At 61.8% G+C, this 16,998-nt stretch carries 13 protein-coding genes; 5 read left to right on the forward strand and 8 right to left on the reverse strand.

Features of this window, described 5'->3' with window-relative positions:
- Window positions 1–2: 2 nt before the first annotated feature.
- The 5 genes from J3P91_RS24845 to J3P91_RS24865 all read right to left on the reverse strand — a co-directional run bounded on the left by J3P91_RS24845 (window position 3) and on the right by J3P91_RS24865 (window position 7,205).
- Window positions 3–1,250, reverse strand: coding sequence for an ABC transporter permease (locus tag J3P91_RS24845; protein WP_434571431.1), 1,248 nt, complete (start codon window positions 1,248–1,250; stop codon window positions 3–5).
- A 243-nt stretch (window positions 1,251–1,493) separates the two neighbouring features.
- Window positions 1,494–2,537, reverse strand: coding sequence for an ABC transporter substrate-binding protein (locus J3P91_RS24850; RefSeq protein ID WP_003206153.1), 1,044 nt, complete (start codon window positions 2,535–2,537; stop codon window positions 1,494–1,496).
- A 50-nt stretch (window positions 2,538–2,587) separates the two neighbouring features.
- The gene (locus J3P91_RS24855) at window positions 2,588–3,712 is read right to left on the reverse strand and encodes an ABC transporter ATP-binding protein (protein ID WP_305498413.1); all 1,125 of its coding nucleotides are present in this window, start codon (window positions 3,710–3,712) and stop codon (window positions 2,588–2,590) included.
- A 345-nt stretch (window positions 3,713–4,057) separates the two neighbouring features.
- Window positions 4,058–4,687, reverse strand: coding sequence for a response regulator (locus tag J3P91_RS24860; RefSeq protein ID WP_047702279.1), 630 nt, complete (start codon window positions 4,685–4,687; stop codon window positions 4,058–4,060).
- Window positions 4,688–4,811: 124 nt separating this feature from the next.
- Window positions 4,812–7,205 (reverse strand): PAS domain-containing sensor histidine kinase, encoded by a 2,394-nt coding sequence (locus J3P91_RS24865; RefSeq protein ID WP_434602008.1) that lies wholly within the window; start codon window positions 7,203–7,205, stop codon window positions 4,812–4,814.
- 74 nt (window positions 7,206–7,279) lie between these two features.
- On the opposite strand from J3P91_RS24865, the gene J3P91_RS24870 reads away from it, so the two are divergent.
- Complete coding sequence (locus J3P91_RS24870) at window positions 7,280–8,275, forward strand: alpha/beta hydrolase family protein (RefSeq protein WP_434602009.1); 996 nt, start codon at window positions 7,280–7,282, stop codon at window positions 8,273–8,275.
- 153 nt (window positions 8,276–8,428) lie between these two features.
- Here the strand turns inward: J3P91_RS24870 and J3P91_RS24875 are convergent, their stop codons facing one another.
- Genes J3P91_RS24875 through J3P91_RS24885 form a run of 3 tightly spaced genes read right to left on the reverse strand, consistent with a single transcriptional unit; the run spans window position 8,429 to window position 10,891 of the window.
- On the reverse strand, window positions 8,429–9,196 hold the full coding sequence (locus J3P91_RS24875) for a DnaJ domain-containing protein (protein WP_434602010.1): 768 nt from the start codon (window positions 9,194–9,196) through the stop codon (window positions 8,429–8,431).
- A gap of 1 nt (window position 9,197) precedes the next feature.
- Window positions 9,198–9,869, reverse strand: coding sequence for an N-acetylmuramate alpha-1-phosphate uridylyltransferase MurU (gene murU, locus J3P91_RS24880; RefSeq protein ID WP_434602011.1), 672 nt, complete (start codon window positions 9,867–9,869; stop codon window positions 9,198–9,200).
- Window positions 9,866–10,891 (reverse strand): aminoglycoside phosphotransferase family protein, encoded by a 1,026-nt coding sequence (locus tag J3P91_RS24885; RefSeq protein WP_434602012.1) that lies wholly within the window; start codon window positions 10,889–10,891, stop codon window positions 9,866–9,868. The genes murU and J3P91_RS24885 overlap by 4 nt, the downstream gene beginning before the upstream one ends.
- A 130-nt stretch (window positions 10,892–11,021) precedes the next feature.
- Here J3P91_RS24885 and J3P91_RS24890 point away from each other — a divergent pair, with 130 nt between their 5' ends.
- The 4 genes from J3P91_RS24890 to rsmA are packed head-to-tail and all read left to right on the forward strand — an operon-like array spanning window position 11,022 to window position 16,939.
- Window positions 11,022–13,841, forward strand: a complete 2,820-nt coding sequence (locus J3P91_RS24890) for an LPS-assembly protein LptD (RefSeq protein ID WP_434602013.1) — start codon at window positions 11,022–11,024, stop codon at window positions 13,839–13,841.
- On the forward strand, window positions 13,822–15,138 hold the full coding sequence (gene surA / locus J3P91_RS24895) for a peptidylprolyl isomerase SurA (protein WP_305498405.1): 1,317 nt from the start codon (window positions 13,822–13,824) through the stop codon (window positions 15,136–15,138). Before J3P91_RS24890 ends, surA begins: the two co-directional genes overlap by 20 nt.
- Window positions 15,135–16,124 carry a 4-hydroxythreonine-4-phosphate dehydrogenase PdxA gene (pdxA, locus tag J3P91_RS24900; protein ID WP_434602014.1) on the forward strand — a complete coding sequence of 330 codons (990 nt, stop codon included), beginning with the start codon at window positions 15,135–15,137 and terminating at the stop codon, window positions 16,122–16,124. The genes surA and pdxA overlap by 4 nt, the downstream gene beginning before the upstream one ends.
- Window positions 16,121–16,939 (forward strand): 16S rRNA (adenine(1518)-N(6)/adenine(1519)-N(6))-dimethyltransferase RsmA, encoded by an 819-nt coding sequence (gene rsmA / locus J3P91_RS24905; protein WP_434571410.1) that lies wholly within the window; start codon window positions 16,121–16,123, stop codon window positions 16,937–16,939. The genes pdxA and rsmA overlap by 4 nt, the downstream gene beginning before the upstream one ends.
- Window positions 16,940–16,998: the final 59 nt, after the last annotated feature.

Here is a 16,998-nt window from a genome sequence, read left to right on the forward strand (position 1 = left end):
CCTTAGCTCAGGCGCAGGCGACTGGCGCCCACCAGCCAGCTGTAAATCAGATAAAGCACGATGGTCGCCAGCAACAGCAATCCGCCGAGCGCCGTGGCCATGCCCCAGTTGATACTGGTGTTGGTGTAGAACGCGACGAAGTAGCTGACCATCTGGTCGTTCGGGCTGCCCAGCAGTGCCGGGGTGATGTAGTAGCCGATGGCGAGGATGAACACCAACAGGCACCCGGCTCCTACGCCGGCGTAGGTCTGCGGGAAATACACCCGCCAGAAACTGGCGAACGGGTGGCAGCCCAGGGAGATCGCCGCCCGCATGTAGGTGGGCGAGATGCCCTTCATCACGCTGTAGATCGGCAGGATCATGAACGGCAGAAGGATGTGGACCATGGAGATGTAGACGCCGGTGCGGTTGAACACCAGCTCCAGCGGTTTATCGATGACGCCCATGGCCATCAGCGCGCTGTTGATCAATCCGCCCGACTGCAGTAGCACGATCCACGCCGCCACACGCACCAGGATCGAGGTCCAGAACGGCAGCAGCACGAGGATCATCAACAGGTTGCTCTGGCGTGACGGCAGGTTCGCCAGCAGATAGGCCAGCGGATAGGCGAGCACCAGACAGATGGCGGTAATCACCAGGCCCATCCAGAAAGTACGGGTGAAAATATCCAGGTAGATCGCCTGGTCGGGGGTGGCCGGGGCCAGTTCACCGAGATCGTCGATGCGGTGATCGACAGCCGCCAGCAGGTAGTACGGAGTCACATTACTGGTGTTGCGCCGGATTACCTGCCAGTACGCGGGGTCACCCCAGCGTTCGTCGAGGCTTTCCAGTGCTTCTTTATAAGAGGCCGGCTCGGTGGCGAACGGCAGCGCGCGAGCAGTCTTGGTCAGCAGGCTGCGGTAGCCGGCCAGTTCCATGTTCAGGCGCTTGGACAAGTCGCCCAAGGTCTGATTCTTGCGGGCTTCGGCCAGATCTTCACTGGCAGCCTTGTACACCGGCTCGCTTGGCAAACCGCGTCCGTCCCATGCTGCGACGGCAGCGACAGTGCGCGGCATCGCGCCCACCACTTCCGGGTTGCTGACGCTTTTGAACAGCAGCGCCACGATCGGCACCAGGAACACCAGCAGCAAAAACAGCACCAGCGGCGCGATCAAGGCCTGGGCCTTCCAGCGGTTGAGCCGCTCGGCGCGCTTTAGCCGCTGCTTGAGGGTGGGGCTGGTGCCTGCGTTCAGTGGAACGGCGATGGCCATGGCGAACTCCGCAAATCTCTTTGATCGTTACAGGGGCGGCGAGCCGCCTCTGTTCTTTTGAAACCGCAACCTGGTGGTACGCGTGGTCGTGGCGAGGGAGCTTGCTCCCGCTGGGCCGCTAAGCGGCCCCAAAATTTTGTCGGCAATGCCAATTTTGTGAGTGCTGCGCACTGGAGCGCCAGCCCGGTCAAGCGGGAGCAAGCTCCCTCGCCACAAAAGCCTCGCCTCACAGGATGACGTGGGTTACTTCGCCGCCCAGGAGTTGAAGCGCTGCTCCAGTTGCTCGCCGTTGTCAGCCCAGAAGCTGACGTCGATCTGCACCTGGTTGGCGATGTTTTCCGGGGTGGTCGGCATGTCTTTCAGCACATCCTTGGCCAGCAACGGCACGGCCTGGGTATTCGCTGGGCCGTAGGCGATGTTTTCCGAGTAAGTCTTCTGCTGCTGCGGCGCCACCGAGAACGCGATGAATTTTTTCGCAGCTTCGGCGCGGGTCTTGTCCAGGCCACGCGGGATGGCCCAGGCGTCGAAGTCGTAAATGCCGCCGTTCCACACCACTTTCAGGTTGCTTTCTTTCTGTACTGCGGCGATCCGGCCGTTGTACGCAGAGCTCATGACCACGTCACCGGAAGCAAGGTACTGCGGTGGCTGGGCACCGGCTTCCCACCACTGGATGTTCGGCTTGAGCTCATCGAGCTTCTTGAAGGCGCGATCCTGGCCGTCTTTGCCGGCCAGCACCTTGTAGACGTCCTTCGGCGCCACGCCGTCGGCCATCAAGGCGAATTCCAGGGTGTACTTGGCGCCTTTGCGCAGGCCGCGCTTGCCCGGGAATTGCTTGGTGTCCCAGAAGTCCGCCCAACTGGTCGGCGCGGTCTTCAGTTTGTCGGCGTTGTAGGCCAGCACGGTCGACCACACGAAGAAGCCCACGCCGCAAGGCTGGATGGCGCCTTTGACGTAGTCTTCGGCCTTGCCGAACAGGGCCGGATCGAGTTGCTCGAACATGTCTTCGTCGCAGCCACGGGACAATTCCGGCGACTCGACTTCCACCAGGTCCCACGAGACGCTCTTGGTGTCGACCATGGCCTTGACCTTGGCCATTTCGCCGTTGTATTCGCCAGCCACGATCTTGCCGTTGCCAGCCGCTTCCCACGGTGCGTAGAAGGCTTTGACCTGAGCCGCCTTGTTCGCCCCGCCGAAAGACACCACGGTCAGGTCCGGGCCCGCCGCCATCGCGCTTGCCGCACCCATCATGCCCAGTGTCAGGGCTGTGAACTTCAGGGATCTCAACATTTATTGTTCTCTCCACGTGCAGGGTTGGTGTTGGTACAGCAGGGGGGCGATCAATTCGCCTCTAGAAGCGGATCGAGCGCGCGTACGTGCTCGACCTGCCAGCCAAGCGGAACCACGTCCCCGACAGCAAGCCCGGGGTCGAGCTCGGCAATCGGTTGTTTCACGAAGAAGTCGTTCTTGCCGCAGACTTCGAGGCGAACCCGGACGTGGTCGCCCAGATAGATGAATTCCGCCACCCTCCCTGAGAAGCGGTTGATACATTGTTCGCTGGCGCCGTTGAGGCTCACCCGCTCCGGGCGGATCGACAAGGTGACGGGTTCGCCGGGCTTGCCGACATTGACCGCCAGGGCCTCGACCTTTTCGCCACGTCCCAGCTCCACCACGCAACGGTCACCGGTGTGACTGTGCAGGCGGCCGTTAAGGCGGTTGTTCTCGCCGATGAAGTTGGCGACGAAAGTGTTCTTCGGCTCCTCATAGAGTGTGCGCGGCGGGGCGATCTGCTGGATCTCGCCCTGGTGGAACACCGCCACGCGGTCGGACATGGTCAGGGCTTCCCCTTGGTCGTGCGTCACGTAGACCACGGTCACGCCCAGGCGCTGGTGCAGGTGTTTGATTTCCATCTGCATGTGTTCGCGCAATTGCTTGTCCAGTGCGCCGAGAGGCTCGTCCATCAGCACCAGTTGCGGCTCGAATACCAGCGCCCGGGCCAGGGCCACGCGCTGTTGCTGGCCGCCGGACAACTGCGCCGGATAACGTTGGGCGAAGGTGTCCAATTGGACCATGCTCAAGACACGCTTGACCCGATCGCCGACGTCGCTTTTGTTGAGGCCGCGGACGGTCAGCGGGAATGCCAGGTTTTCGGCGACGGTCATGTGCGGGAACAAGGCGTAGTTCTGGAACACCATGCCGATATCGCGCTTGTGCGGCGGCACGTTGTTGATGGAGCGCCCGGCCAGCTGGATCTCGCCGGCGGTCGGGGTCTCGAAGCCTGCGAGCATCATCAGGCTGGTGGTCTTGCCGGAGCCGGAAGGCCCGAGCAGGGTCAGGAATTCGCCTTTGCGAATGTCCAGGTTGAGGTCCTTGACGATCAGGTTCTCGCCGTCGTAGCTCTTTTGCACACCACGAAAGCTGACCAGCACATCACTGGCCCCCGCGCTTGAATCCACCTGGCTCATACCCGCACCTTTTGTATTGATGACTGCTTGTGAGTCAAGCCTAGTGGAGCCCGACACCCACGCAAATCGGGCCGCAGGAGAGAATCGCCTCAGCCGGATGGAAGCGTCGGGGTAGGGATTGCCCTACAAGGATGGCGGGATTGGATAAGTGCGGCGGTGAGTTTCAAGCGGCAAGCTGCAAGCAGGGGCAAACGCGCTGTTGGGGTGTGTCGCAAATGGATATGCCAACACGAGACACTGTGGGAGCGAGCCTGCTCGCGAATACGGTGCGGCATCCAGCATCGATGCTGAATGGTCCGACGCTTTCGCGAGCAGGCTCGCTCCCACCGGGGAATGGCGGGAGGCCTAGAGCAACTTGTGCTCCATCGCGTATTTCACCAGCTCGGCCAACGAGGTGATGTTGAGTTTCTGCATCAGCCGCGCCTTATGGGTGCTGATGGTCTTGCTGCTCAGGGCGAGTTGCTGGGCGATGTCGTTGACGTTGGCGCCTTGGGCCAGGCGTTCGAAAACCGAGAATTCACGCTCCGACAGCAACGAGTGCAGCGGTCGTGTGTCGGTCAGGCCCACTTCGAAGACCATGCGGTCGGCAAGGTCCGGGTCAATGTAGCGTCCGCCCGCCGCGACCTTGCGGATCGCCATGAGCAGCAAAGCGGGATCGCTGTCTTTGGTGGCGTAGCCAGCGGCGCCGACTTTCAAGGCCCGAGCGGCCATTTGCGCCTCGTCATGCATCGACAACACCAGGATGGCCGGCGGATTGTTCAGCGCACGGATCCGTGGGATTGCCTCAAGGCCGTTGACGCCCGGCATGGAAATATCCAGCAGTACCACTTCGCAAGGCACGTGTCGCAGGGTCTCGAGCAGCTGTTCGCCATTGCTCGCCTCCCCTGCCACCACCAGATCCTTGGCCAGGCCGATCAATTGCTTGATCCCTTCGCGCACGATGGTGTGGTCTTCAGCTACCAGTACACGGATCACGGCTCTTCTCCAGATTCAGAATCTCATGTGCGGGCAAGCTCGCGCCCACATTGATTGAGGCGTACACAAACCTTGTGGGAGCGAGCCTGCTCGCGATGGCGTCAGCCCAGGCAACAGAAAACCATCAGGCCTCATCCAAAGGCACCCGCACCGACAAGGTCGTCCCCTCCCCCGGCTCACTGTCCAGGGTCAATTGCCCGCCCATGATCAGCACCCGCTCACGCATGCCGACCAGGCCAAAGGACGTTGACCGGCCCGTATCGGCAATAAATCCTACACCGTCGTCGCTGACCGTCAGACATAAATCAGCGCCTTGTTGAGCCAACGTCAACTCCACAGTATGCGCCTGGGCATGGCGCATCACATTGGTCAGTGCTTCCTGGAGAATCCGGAACAGGCCGATGGCCTTGGCGTCGCTCAATGCCGGCAGGTTGTCCGGCACCTGCACCAGACACGGAATCTGCGTGCGCGCCTCGAAACGGCGGGCCTGCCATTCGATGGCCGAGGCAATACCGGCATCGAGGATCGGCGGGCGCAACGCCGTCGCCACGTCCCGCACCAACTGAAACAATTGGGCGATCAGGCGCTTCATGCTGTTGAGCCGCTCTTGTAGCCCTGGGTCAAGTTGCGCGTAGGCCAGTTCGCACATGGACGTCTCGAGTTTCAGCACCGTGAGCATTTGCCCCAGTTCGTCGTGGACTTCCCGAGCAATGCGCGCTTTCTCTTCTTCCCGTACGCTTTCCAGGTGCGCCGACAGTTCACGCAACTGCTCCCGGGAACTCGCCAATTCCAGCTCGACACGTTTGCTTTCGGTGATATCCCAGACAATGCCGTCCCAGACATAGGCGCCATCTTCGAGCCGACGCGTGATCGCCTTGATCTCGGCCCAGCGCTCCTGGCCTTCGCGAGTGAGGATACGGCCTTGCCAAGACCAATCGCTGTCGCTGTCCAGCGCCTGGTCCTGGGTGCGGTGGTAATCGGCCTTGTCCTGCGGGTGCACCAGGCTGCGCAGCCCGGTATCGCTGCGCGCCAGTACTGCGGGGGAGTAGCCCACCAGGCTTTCGCTGCCTTCGCTGATATAGGCGAAGTCGATCTGGCCGGTCACCGGTGCTCGCTCCAGGCGAAAGACCAGGCCCGGCACATTGGCTGCAATGCCCTGCAGCCGCGCCTCGCTTTCACGCAACGCAGCCAGCGCGCGACGACGCTCGGTCACGTCATTGAGGTAGACCACCAGGTATTCCGCGTCACGAAAACGCAGGAAACTCAAGGAAACATCCGCCGGCAGGATACTGCCATCGGCCCGCACGCATTCGGTTTCGAAACTCTGCGGCCCGTCTTCGCTGGCACGGGCGCGCTTCCACAGGTTAAGCCAGCGGTCCATGTGCAGGCCTGGCTCGAAGTCGATCAGCGGCCGATCGATGATCGCGCCTGGCGCATAACCCAGCATGGTTTCGGCGGCGCGATTGGCGTAGCGCACATGGCTGTCCCAATTCACCCAGAGGATCCCGACCGTGCTTTGATCGATGGAAAACTGTGTCAGGCGCAAGGCTTCTTCACTGGCCGCGCGCTGGGCGATGTCCTCGCGCGCCGAGCGCAGGCGACGTTCCAGCCCGCGTTGCTGACGGCGTTGCCAGAACACGATGGAGACACTGCTCAGCAGCAAGGCGAGCATCAGCAGGGTCAGGTTCTGCCAGAAGCCAGGCGTCTCGGTCAGGCGTGGGTATTTGGGCTTGATCCAACGGTTGTGCAGTTGCTCCAGCTCCTTGGCGGGAATCGCCTGCAAGCCCTTGTCGACGATTTCGGCCAACTGCGGCCAGTCCCGGCGCGTGGCGACCCTGAGCAGTTGCGGCAGGCCGATGTCACCCACCACCACCAATCCGGAAAACTCCGGCTCGACCATCAGGCGCCCCAACTGCGCCTCGTCGATCACGGCGTAGCGTGCCTGCTGGCTCAATAGAAGCTGCAGGGCCTGGCGCTCCATCGGCACGCCTTGCAGATTCAGCATCGGGTAGTTGCTGCGCAAGTAATCGGCCGTGACGCTGGGCATGCGTACCACCACCCGGGCCTGGGGGTCGAGCTTCTCCAACTCCACGCCTTCGGCGCCCTTCTGCTCGCCTACGATCAACTGCGGCACACGCATGTAAGGGTCGGAAAACTGCCAGAGCCGCAGGCCCGCCGGGGTCTGCGTCAAGCCCGGCGCGACATCCACTTCTCCGTTGCGCACCGCGGCTTCCAGTTGCGCGACATCTTGGAAGTTGCGCCAGGTCAGCTCGACGTTCAATGCCTTGGCCAGCCATTGCATCAATTCGACGTGAGTGCCGGACAGACGCTGCAAGCGCCGGTCGTACTGTGCGTAGGGCGCCTGCAGCACCAGGCCGACGCGCAACTGCGGATGCTCCGCCAGCCATTGGCGCTGACCCGCGCTCAACTGCACCGTCTGCGCCTGTGGCGCGGGTGCAGCCCACGCCATCAAGGGAAGCCATAGACAGCCGATAACCCACAGGCAAACACGCATCATCGAAATCTCACGCACTGACAAATACTGACCAACCCATTAGGCTGCCGGAAATACTTCTGGTCATGGAATATCCGATGTCCTTTGTTAACCGCCTGACACTGTCTGCATTGTGCCTGTCGCTGATCCTGCCGAGTGCATTTTCTGTACAGGCCGGTGAAACGACGCCCGCCGCGGCAGATCAACCCGCCGAGGCGAAACCGGCCGAGCGCCAGCCGTTGCTCGAGCGTAGCCAGGAAGAAGCGGCGGCGCTCGCGCGAAAAGTCCCAGCCCAGGAACAGCAACAGCTGCAAACCGGTAGCGATGCTTTCCTTGCCCTCTGGAAGCCGGCCAACACCAGCGAGCCCAAGGGCGTGGTCATCATCATCCCTGGCGCCGGCGAAACGGCTGACTGGCCGCAAGTCATCAGCCCGCTGCGCAAAAAACTGCCGGATGCCGAATGGAGCAGCCTGAGTATTACGCTGCCGGACATGCAGAGCGACGTTATCGCACCCCGCGCGGCGGAAACACCGCCGGAGACCAAGCCGGCCGACATCGCTGCTGCAGCCCCCGACGCGACCACCGCAGCCCCGATCGAGCAGGTCGCCGGCGGCGAGGCCGACGCGGCTGAGCCGGCCTCCGCCGAAACCGGCGAAGAATCCGATAAGGCCGACGCCGAACGGATTTTCGCCCGTATCGACGCGGCATTGGCCTACGCCGAGCAACAGAGCGCCCGCAGTATCGTCCTGCTGGGCCACGGCACCGGTGCCTATTGGGCGGCGCGCTATCTTGGCGAAAGACAACCCACGCAAATCCAGCGCTTCGTGATGGTCGCGGCCCAGACACCCGTCACCGCCAAGCCCGGCCTCGCCGAGCTGACACCGAACCTGAAGCTGGCAACGGCGGACATCTTTTATATGGACAAACCGACGGACCGCAACGCAGCCCTGGAGCGCCTGCAAGCCAGCAAACGACTGAAAGAGTCGAGCTTCAGCCAGGTTTCCCTCAAGGCGTTGCCCAACGCAACGGCGCAGCAGGAACAGCTGTTTCGACGGGTTCGGGGGTGGTTGAGTCCGCAAAGTCCGGAGCAGTGAGACCCTGCCACCTGCTTCTGTGGCGAGGGAGCTTGCTCCCGCTCGGCTGCGCAGCAGTCGTAATCCGCTTAGCATAATTATCTGGGAAGTGCGGCGCCTGGTTTGGGTCCGCTTCGCGCACCAGCGGGAGCGAGCTCCCTCGCCACGGGTGTACTAGCGAAAATCCCTGCGCTCGCGAATCACTCGATAGGCGTTGTGCAGCTCGCGGGTCTTGTCGGTCGCTTCGCGTACCTGCAAGGCTGTCGCCCCGCTGCCAGCGATCTTGTCCGGGTGATGACGACTGATCAGGCGGCGATAAGCGCGCTTGATTTGCGACGGTTCGCTGTTGGCCGAAACCCCCAAGAGCCGCAACGCCTCCTGATACGTCAAGCCACTGCTGGGCAGCCCCGGTTTCTGCGGCTCGTAGTCCATCGCCAAGGCCTGGACCTGCTGCGGCGTCCAACCCAGCCACTTGCCCCACTGAGCGAGCAACTCACGTTCGGCTACACCGGCACGGCCGTCGGCCCAGACCATCCGCCAGCAGGCCCGAAGCACGCCTTCAGCCGCATGCGGCTGGGCACTCAGGCGACGCAGGTAACCACGCAGCCGATCGTTTCCCGATTTGCCCCGATTAAAGGCCGCGATAGCTCGACGTTGCGCCGGTTCGCTCAGATCCAGCGCGCGCATTTCCAGACGCGCCTGCTGGATGTGACCATCGACCACGCGCCCGTCGATCTTCGCCAGGCGACCGAGCAACACGAACAACAGTTCATCGTTGCGCAACGCCGAGCGCCCGCCCAGGCGTTCGCGCACCTGGGCCCAGCCGTGCAGATTCAGACGCCGATCCAGCGCCTGCCCCAACAATGCGCCGAGCATGGCCCCCGGGATGCTGGCAATGGCAAAGCCCGCCCCCGCTCCAATCAGAGTCCCTGGCCACCACATATCAACAGCTCGCTTCTATCAGTTTTTCGACTTGCGACAAACGTTCGTGAGTACCCACATCGACCCAGCGTCCTTCCAGGCGCGAACCGCTGACCTGCCCTGCGGCCATGGCGCGGCGAAACAGCGGGGCCAGCTTGAATGCGCCATCGGCGCAGCCGGCAAACAGCTGTGGATCCAGCACGGCGATGCCGCTGTATGTCAGCTTATCGGCACCAGGTTCGCCGTCATTAACCTGGCCGCCAGCCAGAATGAAATCGCCCTCGGGGTGATGCTCCGGATTGTCCACCAGCACCAGGTGCGCCAACCCCGGAATCGGCCGACACAGGGCGCTGAAATCGTAATCGGTCCAGATGTCGCCGTTGACCACCAGGAACGCCTCGTTACCCAGCAGCGGCAGCGCGCGGAAAATTCCGCCGCCGGTTTCCAGCGGCTCACCCTCCGGCGAATAGCGGATCTGCACGCCAAACCGCGAACCGTCGCCGAGGTGATCTTCGATCTGCTGGCCGAGCCAGGCATTGTTGATCACGATTTCGGTGAACCCGGCCGCGGCCAATGCCCGCAGGTGGTACTCGATCAACGGGATGCCGCCGACGCGAATCAACGGTTTGGGGGTAGTGAGGGTCAGGGGCCGCATGCGCTCGCCTTTGCCCGCAGCCAGGATCATCGCCTTCATGCGCTCGCTCCATCCGCTTGACGCAGGCTGCGGAGCAACTCGTCCAAGGGTGCCAGTTCCGGACGACGGGCAATGACCGCTTCTATATAGGCAAAGAAACGCGGCACGTCAGCCAGGTAACGTGGCTTGCCATCGCGGTGGCAAATGCGCGCGAAGATGCCGATCACCTTGAGATGGCGTTGCACGCCCATCAGGTCGCTGGCACGCAGGAAATCCTCGAAATCCGGCTGGACCGGAATGCCGAGCGTGCCGGCCTGCCGCCAATAATCTTCCAGCCAGCCGCGCACGCGCGCTTGCGGCCAACTGAGGAAGGCGTCCTTGAACAGGCACGTCACGTCGTAGGTCACCGGGCCATAGACCGCGTCCTGGAAATCCAGCACGCCTGGGTTGGGTTCGCTGAGCATCAGGTTGCGCGGCATGTAGTCGCGGTGCACCAGTACTTTCGGTTGGGCCAGGGCACTGTTGATCAGCAGGTCGGATGCCTGCTGCCACAGTTGCTGCTGGGCCGTATCGAGCTCGACTCCCAGCTCACGCTTGACGTACCACTCGGGAAACAAGTCCAACTCGCGACGCAATAACGCGAGGTCGTAGCTGGGCAGCGGCGCGACCATCGGCAGTTGCTGAAAAGCCAACAAGGCTTGCAGGGCATCGCGGAATAGATCGTCGGCATTTTCGCCGTTGATCACGTCCAGATAGGTCTGGTTGCCCAGGTCATTGAGCAAAAGAAACCCGCGTTCGAGGTCTTCGGCATAAATTTTCGGCACGTTGATCCCGGATTTCGCCAGCAAAAAAGCAATATCCACGAACGGTTTGCAGTTTTCCTGGGGCGGTGGCGCGTCCATCACGATCAGGCTGCGGCCCTCCCCCTGCCAGCGGAAGTACCGCCGGAAACTCGCGTCACTGCTGGCCGCGGTCAATGTGGCCGGGGGTACGGCGCCCCAGCCTTGCTGGGTGAAGAGGATTGGTAGCTGCTCATCGAGCCAAACTTTCAGGTGTTGCAAGCGTACATCTTTGTCAGGCATTGCAAGGGTCTCCGACGGCGCTAGCCGTCAAGCGGGTCATGCTTTATTATCCAGCATCTTTTTCAGACCATCGAGAGGCGTGCGGCCCACACCGCGGGCAGATGGCACGCAGGAAGCCCGGACTAATAAGATGGCATTGAAATCCCCCGCGTTTCGTAAAAAATTTCCGTTGCTGGTCACCGGCAGTCTGCTGGCTCTGCAACCCCTGGCCTCTTCATTCGTCGTCGCGGCGCAGCAGTATGACTGTTCCGTCTCCGCTTCGGGTGCCTGGGACTGTTCACCCAAAGCGCCGGTCGCTGCATTGCCGCCGCGCCCGGTGCATGAAGGCAGTGCGGTTGCCGACAGCGGCAGCGCTCCGGCCGACAGCGATTCGGGCGAGGTAGCCGGCGATAAGCCGATGCTCGTTACCGAATCCAAGGGCCGCGGCCTGAAGTCGCGCAGTGCAGACTACAGTCACCTGGACTGGGTTCCGCGCGAGAACCTCACGCCTGCGCAACTGGCTGAAACCGGCCCGTACTGCGCGGGCGCGTACATCGAGCCGTCTCGCCCAGGCATGAACGACAAGACCGCCAAGAGTGACGCTCCGACGTTCCTCGGCGCCAAGGCTTCACGCTACGAGCAGGAACAGCAAGTGGCGACCCTGGCCGGTGACGTGGTCATGCGTCAGGGCAGCATGCAGGTCGAGGCCGACGAGGCCAGCCTGTACCAGGCCGAGAACCGCGGCGAGCTGAGCGGCAACGTGCGAGTCCGCGACAACGGTGCGCTGATTGTCGGCGACCACGCCGATGTGCAGCTGGACACCGGTGAAGCCAAGGTCGACAACGCCGAATACGTGATGCACAAATCGCGCATCCGCGGTAACGCGCTGTACGCCAAGCGCGCCGAGAACGCGATCATCCGCCTCAAGGACGGTACGTACACCACGTGCGAGCCGGGCAGCAACGCCTGGACCCTCAAGGGCAACAACATCACCCTGAACCCGGCCACCGGCTTCGGCACCGCTACCAACGTGACGCTGCGGGTCAAGGACTTCCCGGTCCTGTATACGCCGTACATCTACTTCCCGATCGACGACCGTCGCCAGTCCGGCTTCCTGCCACCGACCATCGGCAGCGGCAGCGACACCGGCTTCCTGCTGGTCACCCCGTACTACTTCAACCTGGCGCCGAACTACGACGCCACGTTGTACCCACGCTACATGAGCAAGCGCGGCCTGTTGATGGAAGGCGAGTTCCGCTACCTGACCAAGTCCAGCGAAGGCCAGTTCGGCGCGGCGTACCTCAACGACGAAGAAGACGAGCGCGCCAAGCAGACCGACTACAGCAAGACCCGCTACATGTACAACTGGCAGCACAAGGGTGGGCTGGACTCGCGTGTGCTGACGGAAGTCGACTACACGAAGATCAGCGATCCGTATTACTTCCAGGATCTGCAGACCGATCAGATCGGTGTTGAGTCCAGGGAGTACGTGAACCAGCAAGGTGCGGTCAGCTATCGCGGTGATACCTATACCGCGCGGTTGAATGCTCAGGCATTCCAGATGGCGACGATTTCGGACATCACGCCTTATAATCGCCTGCCGCAGATCACTTTCAGCGGTGCGCTGCCACAGCATCCGTATGGTCTTGACTTCGCTTACCAGACTGAATTGGTACGGTTCGATCGCAGTTTGAGGGATGGCAATTACATCGACGAAAATGGCGGACCAGTCACGAATGGCATTGCGGGTACTCCGTTTCTGGATACCAATGTCTGGGGGCTTGCCCGGGCCAATGGTAATCGCCTGAATGTGGCGCCGGTCGTCAGTCTCCCAATGAACGCCAGCTATGGCTATATCAGGCCATCGCTCAAGTACAAATACACTCAATACGATCTGGATCTGGACGGTGAAGGTAAAGGCGATATTGCCAGGCAGTCTTCCGAGCAGGACCGTCTGCTGGGTACTTACAGCAGCAGCCAGAACCGCGGGGTTCCGATTGCCAGCATCGACAGCGGCCTGTACTTCGACCGCGATACCCAATGGTTCGGCAAGAACTATCGCCAAACCCTGGAACCGCGCATGTTCTATCTCTATGTGCCGAAAGAAGACCAAAGCGACATTCCAGTATTTGATACCAGCGAATACACTTTCAACTACGCCTCACTTTTCCGAGACAACCGCTTCTCTGGCTCCGACCGCGTCGGTGACGAGAACAAGCTGTCCCTTGGCGTGACCAGCCGCTGGATCCAGGAAGACGGTTTCGAGCGCCAGCGCATCAGCGTCGGCCAGGCGTTCTACTTCAAAGACCGCGAAGTCCAACTGCCCGGTATCGATTTCAACGTTCGCGAAGACGCGCACTCCAGTGTTTCGCCTTATGCTCTGGAATATGAATACCGCTGGAATCGCGACTGGCGTACCACCGCCGACTACAACTGGGATCCGGACACTCACAGCCCTCGCTCCGGTAGCGCGATGTTCCACTATCAGCCGGAAGACAACCCGAACAAAGTCGTTAACGTCGGTTACCGCTATCGCAACGACCAGATCAGATATGACCAGACCACGGGCCAATGGCAAGTGGGCGGTGGCGACTACGGTCGGCCCGGCGACCCGAACTACGTGAAGGACTACTACAAGATCAAACAGCACGATTTCTCGGTCATCTGGCCGATCGTGCCGCAGTGGAACGCCATCAGCCGCTGGCAGTATGACTACAACCGCAACCGTACCCTGGAAGCCTTCGGTGGTTTCGAATACGACAACTGCTGCTGGAAACTGCGCCTGATCAACCGTTACTGGGTCGACTATGAAGAATTCAGTCAAGCCGCCCCGGAAAACGAAAAAGGCGACCACGGCGTCTTCCTCCAAATTGTTCTGAAGGGACTCGGCGGCCTCACCGGCGCCAAGGTAGAGAGCTTCCTCGACAAAGGCATTCAAGGTTATCGTGAACGTGAAGACCAAGCTTTCTGATTGTCTGCGCCCGCTGATGCTGGGCGCGCTGTTCCTGGGTACCGCGGCGAACGCCGCGGTACAGTCCATCGACAAGGTCGTGGCCATCGTCGATAACGACGTGGTCATGCAGAGCCAGTTGGACCAGCGGGTCCATGAAGTTCAGCAAACCATCGCCAAGCGTGGCGGTGGCTTGCCACCACCGGGTGTGCTGGACCAACAGGTGCTCGAGCGCCTGATCGTCGAAAACCTGCAGTTGCAGATTGGCGAGCGTTCCGGCATCCGCATCACCGATGAAGAACTGAACCAGGCCGTCGGCACCATTGCCCAGCGCAATAACATGACTGTCGACCAGTTTCGCGCTGCCCTGGCGCGCGATGGCCTGTCGTTTGACGACGCCCGCGACCAGATCCGTCGCGAGATGGTCATCAGCCGTGTGCGTCAGCGCCGCGTCGCCGAACGCATCCAGGTTTCCGAGCAGGAAGTGAAGAACTTCCTCGCCTCCGACTTGGGCAAGATGCAGCTTTCGGAAGAACTGCACCTGGCAAACATCCTGATTCCTACGCCGGAAAGCGCCAATTCGGAAGCGATCCAGAGCGCTTATCGCCAGGCAATGGACATTTACCAGCAGCTCAAGCAAGGCGCTGACTTCAGCCAGATGGCGGTAGCCCGTTCGGCCAGTGAAAACGCTCTGGAAGGCGGCGACATGGGCTGGCGCAAGGCCGCCCAGCTGCCGCCTCCGTTCGATCGCGAGCTGAGCACCATGGCCGTTGGCGACATCACCCAGCCAGCCCGCACGCCTGGCGGCTTCATTATCCTGAAGCTGCTGGAAAAACGCGGTGGCGGTACCCAGGTGCGTGACGAAGTACATGTTCGTCATATCCTGATCAAGCCAAGCGAGATCCGCAGCGAAGCCGAGACCAAGCGTCTGGCCGAGAAACTGTACGAACGCATCACCTCCGGCGAAGACTTCGCCGAGCTGGCGAAGAGCTTCTCGGAAGACCCGGGCTCGGCCCTGAACGGCGGCGACTTGAACTGGGTCGACCCGAACGCGCTGGTTCCCGAGTTCCGCCAGGTCATGGCCGAAACACCGCAAGGCCAACTGTCCAAGCCGTTCAAGAGCCCTTATGGCTGGCATGTCCTGGAAGTCCTTGGCCGTCGCGCCACCGACAGCACCACCCAGGCGCGCGAACAACAGGCGTTGACGGTATTGCGTAACCGCAAGTACGACGAAGAGCTGCAAACCTGGCTGCGCCAGATTCGCGACGAAGCCTACGTCGAGATCAAACTCCCTGGTGCAGACCAGGCAGCGCAGTGAAACCCAAGCGTTTCGCGCTGACTCCCGGCGAGCCTGCCGGCATCGGTCCCGACCTGTGCCTGCTGCTCGCCTCGCAAGTCCAACCACACCCCCTGATTGCCATCACCAGCCGCGACCTGCTCCTTGAGCGGGCCGCGCAGTTGGGGGTGGCCGTCGACCTGTTGCCGGTAACGCCGGACGCTTGGCCGGATGCCCCCGCTCCCGCCGGTAGCCTGTATGTATGGGATACACCACTGGGCGCACCTGTCACCGCAGGCCAGTTGGACAAGGCCAACGCAGCATTCGTGCTGCAGACCCTTACCCGCGCCGCCCAAGGCTGCCTGGATGGGGCTTTCGCCGGCATGATCACGGCGCCGGTACACAAGGGCGTGATCAATGAATCCGGCATTCATTTTTCCGGACACACCGAATTCCTGGCCGACCTGACCCATACCCCGCAAGTGGTGATGATGCTCGCCACCCGTGGCCTGCGCGTGGCTCTGGTCACCACTCACCTGCCCCTGCGAGACATCGCCGACGCCATTACCCCGGAACGCCTCGAACGCGTTACGCGGATATTGCACGCCGACCTCCAGGAAAAATTCAGCATCGCCCGGCCCCGCATCCTGGTGTGCGGGCTGAATCCGCATGCCGGCGAAGGCGGGCATCTGGGCCATGAAGAAATCGACATCATCGAACCCACACTGGAGCGCTTGCGCAGCGAGGGCATGGACCTGCGTGGCCCGCTGCCTGCCGACACTCTGTTTACCCCCAAATATCTGGAGCACTGCGACGCGGTGCTGGCGATGTACCACGACCAGGGCCTGCCCGTGCTGAAATACAAAGGTTTCGGTGCGGCGGTCAACGTGACCCTGGGCCTGCCGATCATCCGCACATCCGTGGATCACGGCACCGCCCTGGATTTGGCCGGCAGCGGCAGGATCGACACCGGGAGCCTGCAAGTCGCGCTGGAAACCGCCTACCAGATGGCCGAGACCCATTTATGACCGAGCAATACCAACACCGCGCGCGCAAGCGCTTCGGCCAGAACTTCCTGCATGACGCCGGCGTTATCGACCGTATCCTGCGCTCCATCAATGCCAAGCCTGATGACCGTATGCTCGAGATCGGGCCGGGCCAGGGCGCACTGACCGAAGGGTTGCTTGGCAGCGGCGCGCAACTGGACGTGGTGGAGCTGGACAAGGACCTGGTACCGATTCTTAACCAGCAGTTCGCCGGCAAGAGCAATTTCAACCTGCATCAGGGCGATGCGCTGAAATTCGACTTCAACAGCCTGAATGCCGCACCGGGCAGCCTTCGAGTCGTGGGCAACCTGCCGTACAACATCTCGACGCCGCTGATTTTTCACCTGCTGAACAATGCCGGCCTGATCCGCGACATGCACTTCATGCTGCAGAAAGAAGTGGTCGAGCGTCTTGCCGCCGGGCCTGGTGGAGGTGACTGGGGTCGTTTGTCGATCATGGTCCAATATCATTGCCGGGTTGATCACCTGTTCAATGTAGGCCCCGGTGCGTTCAACCCGCCGCCGAAAGTCGACTCCGCCATCGTCCGGCTTGTGCCCCATGCGGTCCTGCCGCATCCCGCCAAGGACCATCGCCTGCTGGAGCGTCTGGTACGCGAAGCGTTCAACCAGCGCCGTAAAACCCTGCGCAACACCCTGAAACTGTTGCTCAGCAGTGCCGAAATCGAAGCCGCCGGCGTCGATGGCAGCCTGCGTCCGGAGCAACTGGACCTCGCAGCCTTCGTCCGCCTGGCCGACAAGCTCAGCGAACAGGTCGCACCAAATACCGACGCCATCTGACGTTCAATGGTCGCTATCGGGCAGTACGCCAGTCTGGTCTACTACCCGATACTTGGCCT

Origin of the sequence: Pseudomonas sp. Z4-7 (genome assembly GCF_051131965.1) — a bacterium.
Classification (GTDB): domain Bacteria; phylum Pseudomonadota; class Gammaproteobacteria; order Pseudomonadales; family Pseudomonadaceae; genus Aquipseudomonas.